The 22,679-nt window shown below is 41.6% G+C and carries 21 protein-coding genes, 1 tRNA gene and 4 pseudogenes; 10 read left to right on the top strand and 16 right to left on the bottom strand.

Annotated features, from left to right (window positions below; all coding sequences use genetic code 11):
- The 4 genes from SU60_RS09125 to SU60_RS09110 all read left to right on the top strand — a co-directional run.
- Window positions 1-723: EAL domain-containing protein (locus SU60_RS09125; protein WP_041155257.1), on the top strand; the 723-nt coding region annotated here is incomplete at its 5' end.
- Window positions 724-1,527: 804 nt separating this feature from the next.
- On the top strand, window positions 1,528-2,169 hold the full coding sequence (locus SU60_RS09120) for a murein L,D-transpeptidase catalytic domain family protein (protein ID WP_041155256.1): 642 nt from the start codon (window positions 1,528-1,530) through the stop codon (window positions 2,167-2,169).
- Window positions 2,170-2,565: 396 nt separating this feature from the next.
- Window positions 2,566-2,895, top strand: coding sequence for a hypothetical protein (locus SU60_RS09115; RefSeq protein ID WP_041155255.1), 330 nt, complete (start codon window positions 2,566-2,568; stop codon window positions 2,893-2,895).
- 323 nt (window positions 2,896-3,218) lie between these two features.
- A tRNA-Gly gene (locus SU60_RS09110) sits at window positions 3,219-3,292 on the top strand.
- A 178-nt stretch (window positions 3,293-3,470) separates the two neighbouring features.
- Here the strand turns inward: SU60_RS09110 and SU60_RS09105 are convergent.
- Window positions 3,471-3,917, bottom strand: coding sequence for a MarR family winged helix-turn-helix transcriptional regulator (locus SU60_RS09105; protein WP_041155254.1), 447 nt, complete (start codon window positions 3,915-3,917; stop codon window positions 3,471-3,473).
- A gap of 339 nt (window positions 3,918-4,256) precedes the next feature.
- On the bottom strand, window positions 4,257-4,760 hold the full coding sequence (locus SU60_RS09100) for a hypothetical protein (protein WP_041155253.1): 504 nt from the start codon (window positions 4,758-4,760) through the stop codon (window positions 4,257-4,259).
- 472 nt (window positions 4,761-5,232) lie between these two features.
- Here SU60_RS09100 and SU60_RS09095 point away from each other — a divergent pair, with 472 nt between their 5' ends.
- On the top strand, window positions 5,233-6,114 hold the full coding sequence (locus SU60_RS09095; RefSeq protein WP_041155252.1) for a mechanosensitive ion channel family protein: 882 nt from the start codon (window positions 5,233-5,235) through the stop codon (window positions 6,112-6,114).
- Window positions 6,115-6,248: 134 nt separating this feature from the next.
- On the opposite strand, the gene SU60_RS09090 is transcribed toward SU60_RS09095, so the two are convergent.
- On the bottom strand, window positions 6,249-7,052 hold the full coding sequence (locus tag SU60_RS09090) for a hypothetical protein (RefSeq protein ID WP_128814648.1): 804 nt from the start codon (window positions 7,050-7,052) through the stop codon (window positions 6,249-6,251).
- Window positions 7,053-7,305: 253 nt separating this feature from the next.
- On the opposite strand from SU60_RS09090, the gene modF reads away from it, so the two are divergent.
- Complete coding sequence (modF, locus tag SU60_RS09085) at window positions 7,306-8,793, top strand: molybdate ABC transporter ATP-binding protein ModF (RefSeq protein WP_084735716.1); 1,488 nt, start codon at window positions 7,306-7,308, stop codon at window positions 8,791-8,793.
- A gap of 95 nt (window positions 8,794-8,888) precedes the next feature.
- On the opposite strand, the gene SU60_RS09080 is transcribed toward modF, so the two are convergent.
- Entirely contained in the window at window positions 8,889-10,181 is a 1,293-nt protein-coding gene (locus SU60_RS09080; RefSeq protein WP_041155250.1) for a DEAD/DEAH box helicase, read from the bottom strand.
- 152 nt (window positions 10,182-10,333) lie between these two features.
- Window positions 10,334-11,320 (bottom strand): CobW family GTP-binding protein, encoded by a 987-nt coding sequence (locus SU60_RS09075; protein WP_041155249.1) that lies wholly within the window; start codon window positions 11,318-11,320, stop codon window positions 10,334-10,336.
- Window positions 11,321-11,757: 437 nt separating this feature from the next.
- Here SU60_RS09075 and SU60_RS09070 point away from each other — a divergent pair, with 437 nt between their 5' ends.
- Window positions 11,758-12,006: a hypothetical protein gene (locus tag SU60_RS09070; RefSeq protein ID WP_041155248.1), complete on the top strand. Its 249-nt coding sequence runs from the start codon at window positions 11,758-11,760 to the stop codon at window positions 12,004-12,006.
- 479 nt (window positions 12,007-12,485) lie between these two features.
- On the opposite strand, the gene SU60_RS09065 is transcribed toward SU60_RS09070, so the two are convergent.
- From SU60_RS09065 to SU60_RS09030, 9 genes and pseudogenes are all read right to left on the bottom strand, one after another.
- Complete coding sequence (locus SU60_RS09065; protein ID WP_041155247.1) at window positions 12,486-14,498, bottom strand: hypothetical protein; 2,013 nt, start codon at window positions 14,496-14,498, stop codon at window positions 12,486-12,488.
- Window positions 14,499-14,879: 381 nt separating this feature from the next.
- A complete protein-coding gene (locus SU60_RS09060) occupies window positions 14,880-15,260 on the bottom strand; it encodes a SpoIIAA family protein (protein ID WP_041155246.1) in 381 nt (126 codons plus the stop codon).
- Window positions 15,261-15,580: 320 nt separating this feature from the next.
- A complete protein-coding gene (locus SU60_RS09055) occupies window positions 15,581-15,997 on the bottom strand; it encodes a VOC family protein (RefSeq protein WP_041155245.1) in 417 nt (138 codons plus the stop codon).
- Window positions 15,998-16,146: 149 nt separating this feature from the next.
- Window positions 16,147-16,467, bottom strand: coding sequence for a DUF2834 domain-containing protein (locus SU60_RS09050; protein WP_041155244.1), 321 nt, complete (start codon window positions 16,465-16,467; stop codon window positions 16,147-16,149).
- Window positions 16,468-16,626: 159 nt separating this feature from the next.
- Window positions 16,627-16,731: pseudogene (locus SU60_RS21650) on the bottom strand (type II toxin-antitoxin system RelE/ParE family toxin); the annotation flags it as partial.
- Window positions 16,732-16,908: 177 nt separating this feature from the next.
- On the bottom strand, window positions 16,909-17,472 hold the full coding sequence (locus tag SU60_RS09045; RefSeq protein WP_041155243.1) for a pyridoxamine 5'-phosphate oxidase family protein: 564 nt from the start codon (window positions 17,470-17,472) through the stop codon (window positions 16,909-16,911).
- Between the two features lie 165 nt (window positions 17,473-17,637).
- Complete coding sequence (locus tag SU60_RS09040; protein WP_041155242.1) at window positions 17,638-18,045, bottom strand: DUF1801 domain-containing protein; 408 nt, start codon at window positions 18,043-18,045, stop codon at window positions 17,638-17,640.
- A 141-nt stretch (window positions 18,046-18,186) separates the two neighbouring features.
- Window positions 18,187-18,474, bottom strand: coding sequence for a type II toxin-antitoxin system RelE/ParE family toxin (locus SU60_RS09035; protein WP_041155241.1), 288 nt, complete (start codon window positions 18,472-18,474; stop codon window positions 18,187-18,189).
- Entirely contained in the window at window positions 18,471-18,752 is a 282-nt protein-coding gene (locus tag SU60_RS09030) for a type II toxin-antitoxin system Phd/YefM family antitoxin (RefSeq protein ID WP_041155240.1), read from the bottom strand. The genes SU60_RS09035 and SU60_RS09030 overlap by 4 nt, the downstream gene beginning before the upstream one ends.
- A 153-nt stretch (window positions 18,753-18,905) precedes the next feature.
- Between SU60_RS09030 and SU60_RS09025 the strand changes: the two are divergent.
- Window positions 18,906-19,133 (top strand): annotated as a pseudogene (locus tag SU60_RS09025) (IS110 family transposase); the annotation flags it as partial.
- Window positions 19,134-19,390: 257 nt separating this feature from the next.
- Here SU60_RS09025 and SU60_RS09020 read toward each other — a convergent pair.
- The gene (locus tag SU60_RS09020; protein WP_041155239.1) at window positions 19,391-20,932 is read right to left on the bottom strand and encodes an HNH endonuclease; all 1,542 of its coding nucleotides are present in this window, start codon (window positions 20,930-20,932) and stop codon (window positions 19,391-19,393) included.
- Window positions 20,933-21,051: 119 nt separating this feature from the next.
- On the opposite strand from SU60_RS09020, the pseudogene SU60_RS09015 reads away from it, so the two are divergent.
- Window positions 21,052-22,080 (top strand): annotated as a pseudogene (locus tag SU60_RS09015) (IS110 family RNA-guided transposase).
- A 65-nt stretch (window positions 22,081-22,145) separates the two neighbouring features.
- Here the strand turns inward: SU60_RS09015 and SU60_RS21985 are convergent.
- Window positions 22,146-22,289, bottom strand: coding sequence for a hypothetical protein (locus SU60_RS21985; RefSeq protein WP_164833044.1), 144 nt, complete (start codon window positions 22,287-22,289; stop codon window positions 22,146-22,148).
- Between the two features lie 233 nt (window positions 22,290-22,522).
- Here SU60_RS21985 and SU60_RS22345 point away from each other — a divergent pair.
- Window positions 22,523-22,679 (top strand): annotated as a pseudogene (locus SU60_RS22345) (IS110 family transposase); the annotation flags it as partial.

Genomic DNA, 22,679 nt, shown 5'->3' with positions numbered 1-22,679 from the left:
AACAATGAAATTGAAGGACTCGAAGTCTTGTTGCGCTGGGAGGCAAAAGGGATAGGTATTGTTCCTCCGGCTGAATTTATTCCTATCGCGGAACAAGCTGGGCTGTTCGAAAAGATAGACCGATGGGTGTTTGCTAACGCTATTCGGGAATATCACAAACTGAAAAACATTTTTGGCCGGGAGATTATCCTCTCGATCAACCTTTCGTCAGCAGAACTAAATTCACTCGACATGGCGAATTATATTCATTCCCATGTTACTGAGAATAATGTGAAGCCAGAGTGTATCGAGCTCGAAATCACAGAAACCTTTGCAGCCGTCAAACAAGGTACTGCACTGCTTGATGAGTTATCAAAGCTTGGCTATCGACTTGCGATTGATGACTTTGGTTCTGGCTATACATCGCTTACACAACTTGTTCAATACCCTGTACAAAAAATCAAATTCGATCGCGAGTTTCTGCTGGCATTAATGAAGAGCAACAATGGGCATGTCATAAAACCTATAATCGACCTGTGCCACGCTCAAAACAAGAAAGTCACCGCCGAAGGCATTGAGCATGATGTCATGCACGAATGGTTAGCAAGTTATCACTGCGACTTTATGCAGGGTTATCTCTTCGCAAAACCAATGACCAGACAACAACTTGGGCTGTGGTGGCAATCAACAAGTGGTGATATTTCACCTAACAACTTCGATCCTAAATTTGGCACCCTAGTTTAAACATGGCGTATACCAATCACAGTAAATAAGTGGTCAGAAATAACGCAGGGAAAATGACCAGTTATTTACTACGATTGGTAATACTGTGAGTAAGTCACCTTCTCACTCATAGTGTTGGATACGGGTTATTCCTTGGAGACGACTGAGTTAAAAACTCGTAGGCATCTCACTCCCTAAAAACTCACTTCTAATAACTTACTCTAAAGTGAATAGACAACATTGTGCATATTGCTTGTGCAGCAATAGATTGTTACGACTTAAATCACAAACTTAAACTTTTTTGCCTATCTAACAACTAAAATAAACATATTGAAATCAAAAAGAATTTTGTTTTTAACATCATAAAAACAATGTTTTTTTAACTTATTGATAACGAATCAGTGGTTTTACCTATCGATTAAATAATATAGTATCTAACTTTAAGGTTTTAATAATAAATTTAAAACTTAAAATTAATAAATAATTTCAATGACTTAATCTACTGCACATATTAACAGTAGTTTTTAACTTTGCCAGAAAAAACATAACGTAACGTTAATGACTTGACGGTAAAGAAAACTATTTAGGTAAGTAGTTGTTATTAAATTAAAACATAACATTGTATTTTAAAAATCTCACTTATCGACGAAAACTCGTCAACAAGTGACTTAATGGGATGGTATGACAATGAATCCTAGATAACATGTGTCATTATGCATAACAAGCATAAATGGGGCGAAGGATACATTGGTATACATGATGTATTAACGGGTGCACGAAGCAGTCGATAAGTTTGTAACACCATAGACTTTTTATTAAACCAAAATGAACAAATTATTCTTATTATTGATATGGACATTGTTGTCTTTTTCTCCCTTCTCTTTCGCAAATAATTCGAATAACAAGGTTGAGAATCACTTCTCTGAACAACAAGTTAAACAGAAATACAAAGATGCCAAATTAGAGGGCGTCTTAGACTTTAAATTATTCCGCGAAGCTTATCTCGCTTATAAAAAAACAAAGGGAAAGAAGAAGCCGGTTCTAACCATAATTGATTACAGTAAACCATCTACGCAAAAGCGATTTTATGTTGTTGATTTAGATAAAAGAGAGCTCATCTATAACACTTATGTTTCCCATGGTGTAAATAGTGGTAAGAAAACCGCCACTAAGTTTTCTAATATCGTAAACTCACGAAAAACATCTCTGGGTACCTTCTTAACCGACACGACTTATTACGGATCGAACGGTTATTCGCTTCGTCTAGACGGATTAAGTTCAGGCATTAATGACAAGGCTCGTGAGCGTTATATTGTGGTTCATGGTGCAGACTACGCCAACCCGTCTTTCATAAAAAAGAACGGCTACTTAGGCCGCAGTTGGGGCTGTCCCGCTTTGCCAAAACAACTTTCAAGAGAGATTATCGACACGATAAAAGGTGGCAGCGTGATTTACGCGGCCGCTTAACCTTTCAAACATTTCGCTGATTCAAATTTTTGATTCAAACTGTCGGGCGTCTAGGGTCTGTTGACCCTAGCTCTCTGACAAAAAGCCGGCTTTTAAGTTAACCAGTGGCGACTCTCTTCTACCCTTGAAAGCATTGATACCAACACTCTTCCTTCTACACTTTGCAGTGATTTGTGTATATTCGTTACTGCACTCTATTCATATCACTTTCATCTCGTTAAAATATGTGCCGTTGATCAGATTCTAACTTCCGTTTGTACTAATCCGGATAGTAAATGATCGAAAATATGTGTTAATAATGCGAACTTTAAGCGAGTGTTAAGTATTCCTATTTACGATTCGCTGCCATTGGTATCGTGTATTCACAGATAATAAAAGCGACTCGAGATCGATATTATGCCAAGACTCAACAAGGCCCAAGTAACAGCTATAACCCTACTCTCTACAGTGTTTTCTTGCATGGCGGTGGCCGACGTCAAGTTAGAACAGCTGAACAACAGCACACTGATAGAGTGTGCAAATGTCTCGAATCATCACAGTGCTATTCCCGAACATAGAGCAATGTTCAGACATTATTTGATGTCAGAAAGAAACTTTAGCTTTAGCCAGCTTTCCTCTTCTGAACTTGAATTTAAATCCGCCAGACGAGATGATTCTGAAGTAAAGCAAACCTATCAAAACCAGTGTAAAGAGGTTGGAGAGTACCTCTACAACATTGGATACTAATTTAAGCACGTGTACGTTTCCTAACAGACTTTCGCCACTTCGCTTAAATTACATAATCTCAGTACCAATAAACGGCGCAATCTCTGCGCCTTTATTGTGTTTCTGATTGCTTTACTTAACTATCCCTTGGCTGTTTGGGTATGACAGTGAGCAACTATCAAACTCTCATCCAACACTTAGTACACTTAAACAGCAAGTGGGTGATTTTTTATGCAAACAACAAACAATTGATGAGAAAAGACTTTTCTTTTTGACTCATTGTGGCATATTACACACATCCTTTCGGTGCACGGTCTAAGTCACCCTAAGAACAACATATCAATGCGTACTTCGTATAATGCTATTACCTCAGCCTTCCAAGCTGATGATGCGGGTTCGATTCCCGCAGTACGCTCCAATATTCTCTATTCTCTCAGAAAGTAAAACCAGTCGCTCTCATCAACTTGTCATTATCTTGAATAACAACATTGCTTAAAGCACTAACACATTACGTCTGGTTCGGCACTCAAAAAGCACAGCTAGCGTTGAGCAAAATAACACTTCATTTAACCAGTCGTCTTTCTTATTCAACTGCCTTACTTGTTCAACTGCCTTAAGTTTGCAATGGTTTCTGATAAGTTTTCCTTAGTCGTTTGGAGCTGAGATTCATCAACACCTTGTTGAGCGTCCAGCAACACCTTTGCAGCTATTTCTTTGCCTTTCTCTACAACACAAAGCGCTTTTTCTGACAAGCTTACTATTTTGCTACGACTGTCATGGGGTGAGCGTCGACGTTCTATCCAACCACGCTTTTCTAAACAATCTATCGAACGACTAACGCTCGATTTTTCTAAATACAGCAATTCACTGATCTGATTTTGAGTCATAGGTTCATGAGTACTTAGTGCTAGAATCACTCCCCACTGTTCAGCGGTCATATCGATACCAGCCTGCTTGAAGCGAGACGTGAGTAATCGGTTAAAGAGTCGACTCGCTAGGCCGGTAAGATAACCTAGTGATTGCTGTTGACTGTAGCTTTTCAATTTTAATCTCAACTATGATTCGAATTCATATCATTGCATATACAACTGTATGAATTTATGTCAAATAAAAACCAACATTGTCGCTAGTATACACTGAAACCCAATCTATGTACTTCGTAGGCGTATAGACTACTCTTTCACGTGCCGATCAGTTGCTTCAACTTGAAACGTTAACGATGGATACCCTGCCCCTTGAGTGATGTAGGTTAACCAATTCGCGTAAGTAGAATAAAGCTACTCGATAGACATAATAAAAGAGGGTAGGAAAACCTACCCTCTTCTTAATTCCATAATTTAAGCACTTAGATTATGGTCTCGATAACGTTCTGAGCGAATGCGTTACTTAAGTGCCTGAAATTGATCCCACGCTTTTGTCACTTCATCACCGTTTGCAGGGTACTGAACGCCGTCTAGTTCATAACCAGAACGAAGTGCGTTGATCACATACAACACTGCTTGCTTCGAAGGCTGACCCGATGGTTTTACGAACTTAACCAATCGAGTGGTTGCTGGACCAGTGCCAGTGTTACATTTGATTTCTTGAATAACACCGTCTGGAGACTCACCTGCAATCGTCAACTTCAGCTTCTTACCGTCTTGTTCTTTACATTGCTTAACAAAGGTTTCTGAGTCGCCTGACTCAAACACTTCAACCGTCTTGTCTTTGCGGATGATGAAACGTTGATTCACGCCTGTTTCAGGAAGTTTAAAATCATACATCAAGACACCTGAAATATCGTCGACAAGAGCACCTTTAAACTCGGCAGTTTGTAAATCAGCTGCCTGAACAGCAGAAGCAGAAAGTGCGCCTAGTAAAGCGATAGATAGTGCTAATTTACGCATGTTTTATTCCTTATAGTATTGAGGGAATTAAGTGTGAACCACCACAGCTGCGACCAGTATCATTGAGTACTAGGCCATTTCTATAAGCAGCCAGTTTTGGCGGTACATGAAGATAAACATCCGCATTTCCACCGGTGGTAGCGACCATTTAATCATATACGCACTCGACGAAGAAATGTTCTAATTAAATTTAATAATATTAAAAGCCATTAAAATCAACATATTGGAACTTTAACCATGTGAAAAATCTTGGTTAAAAAAGCGGTAGACTGACTTTCTGGGCACACTGCAGCGCCTCCCACCCGTCTCAAAAATTGGGCATGTGATAAAACAATACTTCAGCTTTCTTTCTAACACCCTCAAGTTGTTTACAATGTAATGAGTTGGTACTTCACCGTAGGATGAAAGCCAGCCAACCGAGAGTAGCTTCAAACGGAGTTCAGTAATATCGAATCAATCATAAGTGAGTTCTATGTTCGAAAAAGTGATTTCCTTTTTAGAAATGCCACTGTTTACCTTTAATGGGCAACCTATTACATTGTGGGCGATTCTTGCGGTCCCCGCTTGGATTATTATCAGCCTATGGATAGCCAAAGTGCTCATCAAAGCGGTGACATCCAGAATGGCCTCTTCAGGTAAAGATCCTAACCTTATTCACCTCATTCAGCGAATTCTGTTTGTACTCGCGCTGGCCATTATCTTTTTGACCACCTTATCGATGATTAATGTGCCCATCACTGCGTTTGCATTTTTGTCCGGTGCTATCGCCATTGGCTTTGGTTTTGGTGCGCAAAACATCATTAACAACTTTATAAGCGGCTGGATCCTCATTGGTGAAAAGCCAATACGAATTGGTGACTTTTTAGAAGTAGAAGGCGCAAAGGGAACGGTCGAACAGATAAACACCCGCTCAACACGGATTCGGCGAGTAGACGGGGTTCACATGTTAATACCAAACAGCCAACTGATAGAAAATGCGGTGATTAACTGGACGTTATGCGACAAGCTCGTAAGAGCAACAGTTGTTGTCGGTGTTGCTTATGGCAGCGACGTTAAGTTAGTCGCCAAACTCATGCAAGAAGTCACCTCCAAACAGCCACAAGTACTTGATAGCCCTAAGCCGGAGGTCTTTTTTCAAGATTTTGGTGATAGCGCACTTATTTTTGAAAGCTACTTTTGGCTGAAATCGTCGATCGAGGGCGGTTCATCATTTGATCGGGGGGTTCGACAAGTTTCTAGCCAAATACGTTTCGAGATTGACGAAATTTTCAAAGAGCACAATATCGAAATTTCCTTCCCTCAACGCGATGTGCATATTGACGGGGAAATTAAAATCGCTCGCGGCAAGCGATAAGCTGAGCAATCGGTAAACCGTCTGTAGTAGCGATCAATACTAGCAGCACTAGCACCACACTCTATATGAGTGCAGAGTGCTTTCACTCTCTTAACAATACAGCCCCGAAAACAGGGGCTGTATTGAAGTATTGGTTACATGTTTTGATCTGGTATCGGGTCAAGCACCGTACCATTTACAGTCCCCACAGAGAATTCACATTCTCCGTAGAAGCCTCGTAACTCAAACACACCAACTTTCGAGCCAACAGAAATATGGCGTGCATTTTTCAAACCGGCAGGTTTACTTACCGTTTTTAACGCTACCTTTACGTAGTAATCAACATCAGCTTGCGAAATGTAACCTGGGTTATCAGTCACTTGGCTTTCTTTCCCGTCTAAACTATCAATAACGTCCCCTATCGCCTGACTCTGGTAAGACGTCGTAATCTGATAGTAGTAGTTGATAGCAAAATCCATCGCTTCTTTATATTTAGGGATGTTTTCTTCTTTGATACCTAAGTAAGAGCCACCACCGAAGACCACACTAGGTTGAGCCCAGTAGTTGTTTACTAATGTGTCGTCGCTTGTATCCCAACGTCGAAACCCGACCCCTTGTTCAAGTTCAAAGTTTTGATTCACTTTTCCTCGTTCAGAGCTAATGACCGTATTGTCATCACCACACTTAACCTCTAATGTGTGAGAACTAACAAAGCCCGGAGTGAGGAACTCTTCTCCTTCGTCAAATGCGAAGTTAGAAACAATCTCAGCATCAGCATCCAGAGAGCTTGGTGCAATACCACCATAAAGAGACACTTCTGATGCAGCACTCGACCCGGCATCCTTATGTGAAAATAATTCCGGTTCCGTCTTAGAGGTATTACCGTGACAAGCCGTCAAGCCTGCGACCATAAGTGCGACAGTACTTATAGTAAAAGTTTGTTTAAGTGATAATTTCAAAGAACCCACCCTATTTTTTAATATTACTATGCAAGACATAGTGCCTGTTGAAACACATGTGGAAATTTAAAAACAATTGCAGGTTCGCATACTAATATTCATTAAACGAGAATGGGTTTTATTAAAAATAATAATGATAAAAAATCCTTAAAAACAAAATATTACTTCACTATATTCGATATACCGATGCGCTTCTCGACCTCAAAAATTGCTCCAAATTAGACCTGTTTTTTTAACTCAACTGGGTATACTGATGAAAAGAAAAACAGAAAAGAAAGGAAGCAGTGTGAATATTTGTTTTGACAGCGTTGTTGCCACCCGTGGGACATCAACCCTTTGTATCGACGATTGGGAAATCGAAAAAGAAACGTCTTGGGGTGTATTCAGTGCCGAGGGGGATATTGGCTCACTACTTGGAGACCTGCTTTGTGGCGAACTCGCTCTCTCCAGTGGCTCGCTTGACCGAAATGGATTAAAAATCGCTCAAGTATCGTTATCAGAACAGCAACGTCTGTTGGATATTGAGCTGTCAAAAGATGATACTGACTTTATGGATCGCATTGATCAGGGCACTACCGTCTATTCCCTGATTTTTGAACGCTGTCAGTGCGCAGAAATAACCCAAACACTTATCACCGAGTTAGATCTCGTTCACCTTCAAAATAGCGGCTTTCGCGTCTTATCAACGGGAGAAACCAGGAGAGTCATGCTTGCTCGTGCTCTCGCAACAAAACCCGACTTAGTTTTGCTTGATAACCCTTTTACAGGTTTAGACATTGAACACCGCGCCGCCTTAGCACAATATCTGCATACACTATCTCGCTCCGTACAAATGCTCATTACCTTTTCTCGTGAATCAGATATTCCCGACTGGCTTGACTGTGTCGCTCTGTTTAATGCCGGTAAGCTTGACAGCACAATGGATAAGAAAAGTTGGGACACCCACCCTATTATTGAACAGATTGCGTCTCAATCTAATCAGCAAAGTGACGAGATGATGGCTTTAATACGCCGACATCAACACGACTCACACTTCGAAAATCCCATCTTTGAACTCAAGAATGGCAACGTAGAGTACACAGACAAAAAGATATTTACTGGTTTAGACTGGCGCATTGACAAAGGGCAACATTGGCAAGTGAAAGGGCCAAATGGCTGTGGTAAAAGCACTCTGCTTGGGCTGATATTTGGTGACCATCCGCAGTGTTACAGCAATGACATCCACATTTTTGGTAAAAAAAGGGGCTCGGGCGAAAGCATTTGGGAGATCAAACAACACATCGGCATGGTTTCTTCTGCTTTACACCTTCAATATCGTGTTAATTGTACTGCGCTGGAAGTCATTATATCTGGATTTTACGATTCTATTGGTGTTTATAGTCAGCCTACAAAAAAAGAAGTGGAAATCGCAAAAGAATGGCTCGATATTCTGCACATGAATCAGTATAAAAAAACGTCGTTCCGCCAACTAGAGTACGGTCAACAACGACTGCTGTTGATAGCGAGAGCCATTGTTAAACAGCCAACTTTATTGATTTTGGACGAGCCTTACCAAGGGTTAGACTTTTTGGGTCGTCGTTTAGTCAAAAATACATTAGAGCTTATCGCGCGAGAAAATCTAAGCCAACTGCTGTACGTTTCTCACTATCAGGAAGACCGTTTGGAGAGCATCAAGAATGAACTGGAGTTCATCTTTGATGAGCAAAGCCAGTGCTACCGAGCAAAATTATCCAAATCCTAAGCTTGGTGGTAACACCTATCATATGTAGCGATTGCACTGGTCTTTTTAATAGGTCACCTTTTTTAATAGGTGACCATTTCAAGAAGTGACAAATGCTATTTTGACGCACGACGCGCTTTAAGTCGCTTCACCATCGCAAGACGACGCTCCGCAGAACCTTGATCGGTTGCCGACTGGTTAGGGTTATTACGACGCCCCTGACGGTTCTTAAATGCGGGTTTTGAATTCAATTTTTCAATGTAGGATTCACGTTGTTTTGGCTCGTAACCAGCAAGCTCAACACGGCGGATACGCTGCTGGATAAGGTTTTCAACCTGTACAACAGTGAGTTCTTCATCTCGGTTAACAAAAGACACGGCGTGACCTTGCTTACCCGCACGACCTGTGCGGCCGATTCGGTGAACATAATCTTCTGCCAAGAACGGCATATCGTAATTTACGACGTGTGGTAGATCTTCGATATCTAGGCCACGTGCCGCCACATCAGTAGCGACCATAACTCGAGACTTACCAGTTTTGAACTCTTCAAGAGCACGACGACGAGCACTTTGCGCTCGGTCGCCATGACAAACAACTGCTTTAATGCCATCCAGTTTGAGCTCTTTGACGACTTCGTTCGCCGTTTCTTTATAGTTTACGAACACCAAAACTTGTTGCCAGTTCTTACGCCCAATCAGTTCAGAGAGCAACTCCGTTTTACGCTCTTGATCAACGGGATAAAGAACATGAGCGACCGTTTGTGCGGTCGTATTCGCACGCTCTACCTCGATGCGTTTTGGTTTACGCAAAATGTCTTTGGCTAGCAGGTTCAGTTGGCTAGAGGTCGTCGCAGAAAACATCATGATTTGCGGGTCGGTATCCACATCCAGCATGATCTTTCTCACCGCATGGATGAAACCCATATCGAGAATACGGTCCGCTTCATCAAACAACAAAAACTCAAGTTGTGCGACAGAGACATTCCCTTGGTCGATGTGTTCCTCTAAACGTCCAGGTGTCGCAACAAGGATATCTACACCGTTTTCCAATGCCGTAATCTGAGAAGACATTTTACGACCACCAAAGACCGCGGCGACCGATAAATCGGTATACTTGGTATACGCTTTAATGTTATCAGCAATTTGCTCGGCCAATTCGCGTGTCGGCGCCAAAACCAGAGCGCGGGCAGTTTTACGAGAAGCGTTGCGACCACTTTCTATTAACTGTTGTATCATTGGCAGAGAAAACGCGGCCGTTTTTCCTGTACCCGTTTGTGCAGTCGCGAGAATATCATGGCCTTTTCGGGCCATTGGAATCGCCTTCTGCTGAATTGGTGTTAACTTTTCATAACCACATTCTGCCAGTGCTTTAACCACTTCTGGCGAAAAACCTTGAGATGAAAATGACATTGAGCGTATTCCTTAAACAAACTACTTCAAATAGCGTAAAAATTTTAGCCGTGCACTATACCCCAATTTTAGTGTTTTATCTCACTTTTCTAAACATTGAGGCGTACACCGCATAATTATAGGTGCCTATCGAATGTGTACTTTGCCAGCCGCTACTTCACTAAACCGCACAATTTAAGCAGAATGCGCTCTAAATCATCCCATGGTAGCAATTGCGAGTCGATCACTTCTAAACGCGTCTCAAACCCTTCGAGACTGATTTCATTCACAGACACGACTTTGTTCGCGACATTAAACGCAAAGCAGCCTTGATCCGTATTCACGACTGCTTTCACTCGCTCAGCAGTAAGATCAGATAGCATCGAGAATAACTGCTCAAAGTTAAACTTATATTCCGCCCCAAATAACCAACCACAACTAAAATATCCCTGTCCGGTATTTTCTTTACGGATAAATGCTTCACCTGGTGGTAATTGAAATTGAGGTTCATCATGAGCATGGTGATGATGATGCGACTCAATATGACTGGAAGCCGTCCCATGAACGCGTTCAATATCCAACACTTCAAGAGGTAATTCACCATCGTGGATGAGTTTACTGAACACTTTGGCAGGGGTTTGATCCGTCAGCCAATCATTAAAAACATCAATATCGTGGCTGGTGCACAAATCCACTTTGCTACCAATGACCACGTCTGCACAGCTCAGTTGATCAACAAAGTTTTGGTTGCTTAGATATTTGTCATTGCTCAAATTGCGCGGGTCTACCAAAGCGATTGTTGCTTTTAAATCAACATACGGCAAATATTGCTCAGACGTTAATGTCGCAATCACTTGTTTAGGATGCCCGAGGCCAGTAGGTTCAATTAACAAACGGTCTGGCTTTTGACGAAGTAAAGCCGTGATCCCAACAGACATTGGTACCCCAGCAGTGCAACACATGCATCCGCCCGGAACTTCCTTAATAAAGGCACCTTGATCTGTCATCAAAGCACCATCTATTCCAATCTCACCAAATTCATTCACTAACACTGCCCAATTTTCGTTATCAGGCTTATTCTTTAGTAAATTCAAAATGGTTGTTGTTTTCCCGACACCGAGGAACCCAGTGAGAATGTTGGTTGGCACTCGTGCTTGCATGTATTTCTCCAGCTTAACTACTTTGGCGAAAAGTATATACGTAAATGCCTACGAATTGCATAACTCAGAGTGCTCATCACTGACTCGACATTAAGAAATACACAACGGTTTAATGGCTTAACCCCATCGCTGCTTATCATTACTATTGGTAAATCGGTAATTACACAATCGGGTTGATGAACTTCAATGACTCGAATGACAGCTTGAATCGATGCATAACACGTGACTAGGACTTTTTTCATTTGGACCTACCGTGTATAACACCTATCGTTTTAAACAAATCGTCTTAAGCAAATCGTCTTAAACAACGAATTATACTGAGTTCACCTAAAGTTGCTTGGGTTACCATTCCGTTTGGGAACGTAGCTTGGTTTCTCTGCTTAACTTAGGTAGAGTACGCGCAATATCGTATCTGCAATTCTGGGAGATTGAACACAATGAACATGGATAATCAGGTAATCGAAACCATCGACGAACTCGAAGCATTTCTGCAAATGGTAGAAAGTGGCGCTCTTGGTTTAGACGGCGCAGCAGGCATTGCGTTGGCGACTAACAATGCCGATGGTCGACCATTTGTGGCGGTACTGGACGAGAAACATCAGCTACTTTTAGGCCGCTGGGTCTCACAGTATGTGTATGAGAATGGAAAAGAACTCGTTCAAAAGGGGCCTAAGCGTAAACACTGATCGCGGCTCCGAGAAAAAATGAACAAAGCTTGCTGTTGGATGGCAAGCTTTTTTTACATTCGAAACATCCTTTCCCTGCGTATTCTAATTAGCAAGACACCTTCGTAACCCGTTGTTCAAAAATAGAAAATAAGCTTTCAGTATAATATGACGCTCGTGACATTTCGCTGACAAATGCTCACTCTAATCGCCTAATATTCTCCATCGGAGACGATCTAACTTCGTTTCCAGACACCATCGCAGAGTACTTGATTCCTCAGACTCTGCCTTTACCCGAAAGACCCTCGCACAGCCTTAGGTCTTTCGGGATTTTTTCTTTTCTCATCCATTCGAATCAGAACACTAGTATAGAAAAACAGTCTATCTATTCGCATACCTGTATCTAGATAAAGACTTTTGGCGTAACTTGAGTTATCTGAACAAAAAAAAGAGCGAAAAATTCATTCCTCGCCCTTTCATTTAGCTAGTTAACTTCGAGATTATTGTCTGTAAAGCTCAAACGACTCTGTCACTAACTCGCCGTCCTGAAACTCCGTCACTGTTAGAGTCAGAGTATCTCCAGAAACTTCAAAGTATATCTCCTGGCCGTCATCTCCAGCTTCAAAATCAGTTAAGCCAGAGCTGCCGTTTCGATCCTCGATGATAGAAACCGTTGCGCGATTGGTTGCTGGATCGATAGATATCGTGCCCCACTCAGCACCAGATTCGTCTAGGCTATCCTGGTAAACTTCATTGTGAATGTAGCTACCATCAGGGAAGAATGTAAACAGCATCATATCTTCGTCGTGTACGGTCAGGTTTTTATTTCCCCAAGTACCGTAAAGGCCATTAGATTCCGCTTTGACGAAGGTGGTGATCTCAACGTCATCAGGTGTTTTGATTACCCACTTACCGTCTTGACGAAGGCTGAATTGAAGCCCTTCACCACCGTAAAAGTCGCTCAAGCCAGTTTCACCGTTTTGGTCATAAATCCCAGAAACCTTCAATAAACCGCCATCGATATCATAAGTGCCCCACTCCATGCCTGACACTTCGTTATCAGCTCGCTCGACATCGAACTCAGTGTGGACATATTGTCCATTAGACAAGAAGTTAAACATGAGGACTTCATTCTCATTGTTTGACTGAGGATCGATAACCCAAGTACCTTGGAAAGGCATAGTTTGACCTACTACATCTTGTCCAACCCAATCTGCGAGGATGCTTGTCGCTAAACCTTCTTCAGAGACTTGGACTGAATAACTTTCTTTAACCGCGTCAAACCAGATATCCACGGTACCATCGCTGACAAGCGGGTATAGGTGTAAGTCATTGTCTGACTCTGGGAAGTCAATGAGAATACCACCATCCACCAACGAATACGGTAGTGTTTGCGTTTCTTCAACACCAACCTCAGAGATCACAACATTCTCCGCGCCGAATTCGAATTTCGCCATAACGGCATCGGCATCAGGCGTGTCCGAGTCATCCGCAATAAAGTAAGTTGTAAATCCATCTAACCAAGCGCTATCTTCCCACTTACCAGGTCCAGCATCGAGCGCTGAAGTGGTGTGAGCGTAAAGCTCATTGAGATTGTCCGAGTCAGCTACAGAAAGAGCCAACTCAGGAGAGATATAGAAGAAATGAGTAGTAAAATTCTCTTCAGCAACCGTCAGCGAATTCTCTTCAATGGTATACGTAAATACCTCATCACCCTCAGTCATGCTTCCATTACTGAACGTCGTTGGGGATGAACCTTCTGACTTATAATGTAAATCAAGCGAGGTTAAGTATAGCTGCAGTGGCTTTCCATCCACAGTACGCTCTAAAAATGACCTTGCATCGCTGACAAATTCGGCTTCTTCAACGGTCACCGTACCGTCTTCTGCGACGTCAACCGTTAAATCGACCTCGCTTAAGTCTGCACCCTCATTTTCCAACTCTTCGATTTTTCCTTGAGCCGCTTTTGCAACAGCAACGATTTCAGTCGTCGAAGAATTTTCGGCAAGTTTCTTGGTCACCGTACGAGCAAGAAGGTGAGTGCCAGAGTCATTACTCTCAATATAATCGGACGCTAATGCTTCAGTACTAACGCCAATTTCTGCAGCAAGGGTATCTAGGCTGATTGTAGGGTCAAGCGTAGCAATAGTCGTAAATGGGTTGACTACAGGGGTGTCGACATCGCCCGCCATGGTATAACCGGAAGTCACAAAGCCAGTACTATCTGAATCTTTAGATACACCAGCAATAACTTCGGCTTTAATGAAACCGACTTTATCTGATGGAATATCGATATCGCCATTCACATCCGTATTACCGATTTCTTCACAATTGATCAAAGCTTCGGTTTCACACACCGATACAAGTGCGTTTTCGATATAACCGTCAAAGACGGTGAATGTTTTTGGTTGGCTTCCCGATTCCACCTCGGAAGAACTTGAACTATCACTGTCACTGCCACAACCAGCAAGAGCAAGACTCACTGATACGGCTAAAATACTTAGTTTTTTCATGGGGTTCCTCATAGCTTCTAGTGCTCGCGAAGTATAATCACGCGGGTTCCAGCAGGTAAACACCCATAAACCGCATCAATAAATGTCATGCTAAAGTTAATTTATAGAAAACAATACGTTAATTAATTAGTTTTAATTTTTTATCAATATTACGAACTGTGACGAGCTTCAGCTTTTCCCGTTATCGTATAAACTGCCAATGAATGAAGACCAGTAAAGTTGTTTGCTTTTCAAGTTGATTAAGCACTTCCATTTTTCTTCCTTCAACATAACGAACGAGATGGACTCCCCTTCCCGAGGATCCGCCATACTTATGTTGTACCTATTGGCACTGGAGAATGTTGTTATCTATTGACAGGCTGAAAGCTCATCAGTGGAATGTTAGTCTGTTAGCCACTTCACTGCCGAGTCATAACTACCAAATGATTCTATATCACCTGATATAAACCAACTTCCGACTTTGGCCGCGAGTTCCTGCCAATTCTTGTCACCGTAGATGGCGATTTTCTCAATCGTAAAACCCATCTTTAACCCCAACTGAAAATCGTCCCACGCCGCACGGAGTTCCCAACCAGAAAACTCAGTGATGTCGACCAACATTTTTAGATGCTTTGAGTTAATCCCCTCTAAGCTAGCGTCTAAGACGGGTACAATAGCTTCGTAGTCTTCATGAGTGAGTTTGCCTCTGGCTTTAAACACTAAAAGTGATTCCGTGCCAATACGCTCAATGCCCATTGTGATTCCATGACGTTCTGTACTCATAGCGAGTGCCTCTAATTGGATTAACACATATAAAGCTTAGGATAAGCGAACAATAAAAGATGAGAATTGATTACCAATTTTTCGCGGTATTTCAATGAGTGACATAACGAATAACATGGACTCCCTCTCCAGAAGAGCTCTGCCACACTTACGTGGTCGTTATTAACACCGAAAGCAACGTGTTGTGCAAAAAGCCCAAAAGCGGAGACCATATTTGTGAGGCACAAAATACCGAAGCCTTCGCATACCACCTTAAACACGAAAACGAGCGCATAGTAAAAATACTAGGCGTGCTGACCCCATCTTAAAGCGTTTGTATGCTACCTTTTCGCCATAGGATGGCTTGGATTCAATTGCAGAAGATCCCACTTGTTTCCATACAAGTCTTCAAACACTGCTACCGTTCCATAGTCTTCTTCTGCTGGCTCGCGGACGAAGTTAATACCGATCGATTTCATACGCTTATAGTCACGCCAGAAATCATCGGTACTTAGAAACAGGAATACTCGACCGCCGGCTTGATTTCCAATGAAATCATGCTGCTCTGGCTTCGAGGCTCTGGCAAGTAACAACGCAACACCATGAGAATTTGGTGGAGCCACAACCACCCAACGTTTGTCTTGTTCAGGTTGATAAGTATCTTCAATAAGTTCAAATTTGAGTTTATTTACATAAAAATCAATGGCTTCATCATAATCTTTTACAACTAAAGCAATATGGACAATGTTCTGTTTCATAGTATTCCTTATTGAAGCTTTAAACTGATAGCATAGACGCCCAATTAAGTGAATAACGCTACCGCCCTACCTAAATCATGGTGCCGTAAAACACTAAAACTGATTCAAAATAAAAATGCCGAGCGTAGCGAATCTGGTTGAATTACTTGTTAAGGCTGTGGCTTAAATGACTGTTTTTCTTTGAAGTAAAGATACAGTGGGAGCCCAAACGACACGCCAACTAACAAGGTTCCCAACACAGCAAAATATCGATACTTCACTTTATATCTTTGCCCATCCACAACGATAAAACCTAATAATGCAATCGCCGCAACCAAGACATCAAGCCAAGCAAATATACTAATGGGGTTAGCCGCCGCCTCACTGAATAAAAGACCGATATCTACGCCATTTGCTGCTAACCAAGGAACAAACGCTCCGTACGGTAACAATATACCCAACACACTAAGAACTAGATAAAACCTTACCATTTCGCCATCCTTGCAAATTTTTTGTAGTAGTCCTAATGCCGCATTAAGGTGAACCACGCTACCACACAACTAAATTAGTCCACCGTAATTACTAAACTTAACCTAAAATGCCAAACGTTGTGTATGATTCTTAAATTGTTAGCCACTCAGTCAAAAAGGTTATTGCTTACTCAACAGGAAGTTACGCAAATCGCTCTCTACACGCATAACAAACAGAATAAACACTTTGTCACCGCCTTGTTTATAGAAAACACGACATGGATAATCTATATGTGTTTGTCGTAAACAATGCTCGATGACCGAAATGACAAAGCGAAGTAGATAACTTTGTTGTTCGAGAAGGGTTGGCTGCTAACGCAGCCAAAGGAACAGCATTGTCTGTTGACAGGCAGAAGGCTCATATGTGTTATGCCTGTGGGTGATTTGAGCAATTTAACCTGCTTAATCTACGTTCAATCCAGAACGTTTCGCAATTTCGGTTTCAAAGCCATCAATACTTTTTTGGTTCTTTTTAAGCCAGTATTTTTCTATGCCCTCTGAACCTTGCTTTTCTGACCAATTAGCTAAGTCGTCACGGTCACCCTCATAGTTAAAATAAGGAACTGACATTCCACATGAAGACTGAACCAAGTCGACATTTAAAACAAAGATTTGTCTAGCGGCAACACTTTCCGGAAACATCTTCGCATACCTGCCCCAATCTTCGTCTTTTGAATGTAAAACTATCGCCTTACCGTACGCTCTAAGAATTAACGGAGAACCTTCAAATGCACAGAACATGACTGTCATTCTCGGGTTTTGAATGACGTGTGAAGCAGACTCATTACCACTTCCTGTTAGGTTTAACCAAGCTATTTGCTTTGAGTTAATAACTCGCAGGGTGTCACCACCTTTAGGTGACAAATTCACGCTACCACTATCTGCTGCTGTAGCGACAAAGTAAATTTTTTGCTTTCCGATAAACTCTATATGTTTATCTGATAATTCTGCAAATTGCTTACCCAAAATGATGAACCTCCATGTTTATTTTCGATAAAAGGCATAACACCCGCTTAAGTGGTGAGCAACGCAATACTATTTTTCTGCAAACCACCTAAATCACTAAATTTACTGCAAACTACGAATGCCACGCGTTGCGAATCCGCCTTAAAGCGTTTGTATGGGAATTTTTCATACGCCCAAAAGAGGCAAATGTTTACGCTGCTGGTAAGTTAAAGCTAGCTCTAAACAGGACTTGATTACCCTTTCTGGTAGAGGTTTCGATAACGACAGAACTATTGCTCTGTTACCCTGAAACACCAGCAGTTCATCACTATACAACTCCCGAAATGTATCGATCAGCTTAGTTTGGCAATTAAAGAATAGGTAATAATTATTAGGAGACTTAAGCTTCCAGTCCATTCTTAACGGACTGCCCGTTTTTACACTGTAGCTTGGCTCACCCCATTTTAGAGTTTCATCGACTTCACCCAGTTCCAACTCAGAAGCGACTTGAAAGACTAAATTTCGCAGCTCTTCTAACCTAACACGAGCATTATCCGGATACTCATCGAACCGATCTTTGACTGCCTTGTTCACTGGAACCTCCTATTAACCTTGCCCAGTTAAGGGGGGAAGCACGCAATGACTAAGCCACCGCATTGCACTTCAACACCGAAATCAACGCATAGCAAAAATGCCACGCGTGCTGAATCCCTCTTGAACTGTTATAACACAGTTTTACACGTCATCTTCCGTCAAAATCTGACGACAATTACGAACTGTTAACACACGAATTTCGTGGCTTAAACTGTAAATAATACGATAGTGACCGAAAATAATTTCACGATAGTTTGAATGGGGCATTTCAGGAACAAAGCGTCCCATTTCAGGCATGCTGCTGAGTAATTCAGTTTTATCGAAAACCTCATTTACCCACTTTTCAGCAGCAGACGGATTGTCTAACGAAATAAACTCAGCCGCATCACCGAGCTTTTGAAGAGCTAACGGAGACCAAACTACTTTCATTTCTTAATGCGCCCTAACACTTGAGCGCGCGCATCCTCATTTGAAACACCAAGACCTGAAGCTAATTGAGCTTCTGCTGTGCACATTTCTTCCAGTAACTCTATTTTCTCTTGCATTGCTTCGTACTCCGCAACATCAAGAACAACAGCAACACCTTTACCGCGTTGTGTAATTACCAATGGACGACGAGTCTCATTGATTTGTTTGATGTAAGAAGCTACTCCGGCACGAAACTCAGACAGCGGCTGAATATCTTGATCAAAATGAATACGACTCATATTGAACCTCAATTAGTACAAAATAACGTACAAATAATAGTTCTACTGTTAATTATGAGCAAGAACTTGTTACGGTGTTATTACAAATGACATGGATTCCCCCTCCCGAGGATCTGCCACACTTACGTGGTACTTATTAACACTGGAGGCACCATGTCTGATTATTCTTATTTTGGCGGTATCGATTTAGCTAAAAACCACTTCAGTATTCATGTCGTTGACTCGAAAGGGAAAGTGGCTCTTCATAAATCGGTTACTCGCTCTAAATTATTGACCACAATAGCAAATATGCCACCCATGCGTATAGAACTCGAAGCGTGTGGCGGTGCACATTATTGGGTTCGTGAACGTACTGCTCTAATGAACCAGATTCGCGCCTTGCTTTCTGATAACATTCTTTTTGAATAGCGCCAGTCAGGGTTAACCGATAAATGTCTAGTGACCCTATAAAAAGCCATAGGCAGCGGAGAGACCGCAATAAGAGATCCTCTATATGTGTTTGTCGTAAGCAATGCTCGATGACCGAAATGACAAAGCGAAGTAGATAACTTTGTTGTTCGAGAAGGGTTGGCTGCTGACGCAGCCAAAGGAACAGTATTGTCTGTTGACAGGCAGAAGGCCCATATGTGTTATGCGTATTAATTTTTGGCAGACGTGTTACAGTAAGGATGCATTAGAGCACCGTTTTGAACACTACCTTTACCCCCATCCTGCTTTCTTACAACATGATCGAATGAGATAGAGTTTTGGTGAATGAAACCATTGCAATATGAGCACGTGCTACTTTTAGGCAAAGTTTCTTGAATGTAAATCTGGGATTTAACATCCGTCGAGAACCTTAATGACTTAACATTAACATCATCATCTTTCGCTAGAAACTTATACTCGCCCAATATCATATCAACAATGGTGTTTTCCGATTCCTGCCTTTGTAACAAGCTGATTATCAACGTTGTGACTTTAATTATATGCTTATAACTTTTTGTACCACTACCGTACTTTGCATTAATCCCTGAGATAAAGTGCTTATACTTAATTAAGAACTTTTCTAAATCATTACGAATGAAACAAAAGGACTTTAATGACTGAGGTGACTTCTCAATTTCCTTAACAATATCCACCCAAGCTAATATTGCTGAATAAATATGATTACCACGCTTGTTATAGAAATAAACAAGCGGATGCAACCCTAATGATGACGGATGTGAAGAGTTTATTCTTCTTAAAAACTTCCTTGTATTTTTCAGATACGTTACTGTCAACTTACCGTCACTATCATCATCTATTTTCTTTGTGTTATTGGGAACTCCGTTACATTTTTTAACCAAATCAAAAATGAAGCTATTAGTTTGAGGGGAGTTGTATTTTTTAACCAAGGGTAAATCTAATGTCCTAATAGCACCAGATATCTTAGGTTGAAATATTAATCCATTAATTTCTTTGGCAATGTCCTCGATCTCTGTCATTACCGAAGGCTCGAACTTCGACCAATATTGATGTCCTGCACCAGCTCTCATTATAGCTCGAGAAGCAATAGCGAATGCTTTTCTTCTCGACTGAAGAAGTTCAATTTCAGTATCATTTATTTTAGATGCTTTTTGGTTTATTTTAAAAAATGACTGTTCGGCTTTTTCTGCACCACCGCTAACCCACTGCAACTGAATAGAAGTACGACCTAGACTAAGAGCTTTTTCCAGCATTTCACGATCAGTATTCTTACTATCGGCGGTAGCTTTTTTATATTCACTATAAGATTTAACTGTGTTTTTAATTTTTTCTCGAGTTTTGTTTGCGATATCACGCTGCTCTTCATCAATCTCATCGTTGAAAAACTGCTTTGAGATGGCCCCATCACCATAGTCATCATTGATCCACGCTATCAACGCCCCAAGCCTATGAGCTCCATCGATTACAAAGTTGTAAGGACCTGAATTCCATAATATAACTGCTGGTATTAAATCACCATCAATAAAGCTTTGAATAAATTCACAAAGTTGATCATCCGTCCAGTCAGAAGTTTCCCTTTGAAAATCTGGCTTTCTTAACCCAGCATAGAAAAACTCTCCTCTTTCTAAGTCTTTTACACTCACGTTTTGATTAAATGATGAAGCTCTAGAGTTAGTTTCAATGACTTCAAAGTCTTCTCTTGAAATTAACGCATCCAAATTTACATTTGGCATCTAATTTTCCTTTTTTGTTATTGAAATCTTAATACGCTTAACGAATGATATGGACTCCCTCTCCCTGACACTCCGCGTGCCATACTGACTCAGTACACGCTGAAAAACTGGAGGTTATCATGTCCAACATTCAAACTATTGGCGTTGATCTCGCCAAGAATGTGTTCAGTATTCACGGCGTAGATGCATATGGCAAGTGCGTCCTACGAAAAACTATCAAAAGAAACAAATTCTTAGACACATTCGCCAATCTATCACCCTGTATCATTGGTATGGAAGCATGCTCTGGTGCACACCATTGGGCAAGAGAGCTACGTAAGCTCGGACATAATCCTAAAATAATGGCGTCCAAATTCGTTATTCCATATCGACAAAATGAGAAGAACGATGCTAATGACGCAGAGGCCATCTGCGAAGCTGTATCCAGACCCAAAACTCGATTTGTCTCTATAAAAAGTGAAGAGCAACAAGCCGTGCTTTGTCTGCATCGTATTCGTCAGGGATTAATTAAAACCAGAACCGCAACAGTTAACTTACTCAGGGGATTACTCTCTGAATTCGGCCTTGTTATGCCACAAGGTCGCTACTCAGTTCAAAACTCGATCAACTACATTCTTGAAGATGCCGAAAATGGTTTACCTATGATGGCCCGTGAACTGCTTGAAGATCTCTCAAGCAAGATTCAAAGTCTTAACCTTGAAATCCTACACTAGGATCGACGAATCTCAGCATTAGTCCGAGAAATGGCTTCCGCAAAAGCCCTTATGGATACTCCTGGTGTCGGTGAACACAGTGCAAGTGCTATTGTCGCAACCGTCAATGACGCCAAACAATTTGGCTCTAGCCGCCAGTTCGCCGCATGGATTGGGCTAGTGCCAACGCAATACTCAACAGATGGTCATGTTCATCTTGGCCGCATCAGTAAAAGAGGCGAAAAACACATTCGCACTCTGCTGATACATGGTGCAAGAGCTGTCATTGCCCGCTGTAAAGAAAAGACGGATAGAAACAGTTTATGGTTACAACAGCTCGTTGAGCGACGAGGCTACAAGCTTGCGGCTGTTGCCCTAGTAGCTAAAAATGCACGAATCATATGGGCATTATTGACGACAGGAAACGAGTATAAAGCTAACTATATAAGCGGTTAGCCCTCACCGAGTCAAAGCAATAGCAATTGATGACAATACGGTCAGACCGAGATGCCTTAACCTGTTTAATTGGGAAGTAGCAGGTACTGTCTAACGAGTGAGGCTGCCATCAAGCGAATATCATCAGGGTGACGGATAGAATCCGACAAAACACCGAATGTAGAGCTGCTGTCAGATCCACTGTTGTCAGCGGTAGCTATTGTTGACAAAAGAGGGAGTCCATATAGCCCAATTAAGGGGTGAACAACGCCACCACCCAACTTAAAGCATTGTACCGTAAACACTAAAGTTGAAATAGAAGCAAAAATGCCAAGCGTTGAGAATCCCTCTTAAATTGCTTTGAGAATCCCTCTTAAATTGCTTGATACTCATTGAGCCTCCTCCGCCGACTTAGCCTCTCGACTAAGCTGGAAGGCGACGAAACCAAAACGGAGAAGACTCTATGAGATTCTATAACAAGCAGCATAACTATTACTGTGGCATTGATCTGCATGCTCGCCTACTTTACGTCTGTATTCTCGATTCACTTGGCAATAAAGTTCTGCACAAGAAGATTGATGCTGATCCCGATGCGCTACTTGAGTTAATTACGCCTTATC

The sequence above is a fragment of the Vibrio mytili genome (genome assembly GCF_000830505.1).
Taxonomy (GTDB): Bacteria; Pseudomonadota; Gammaproteobacteria; order Enterobacterales; family Vibrionaceae; genus Vibrio; species Vibrio mytili.
Note: the sequence above shows the minus strand (reverse complement) of the source record. Positions and strands in the feature narration are given on the sequence as shown.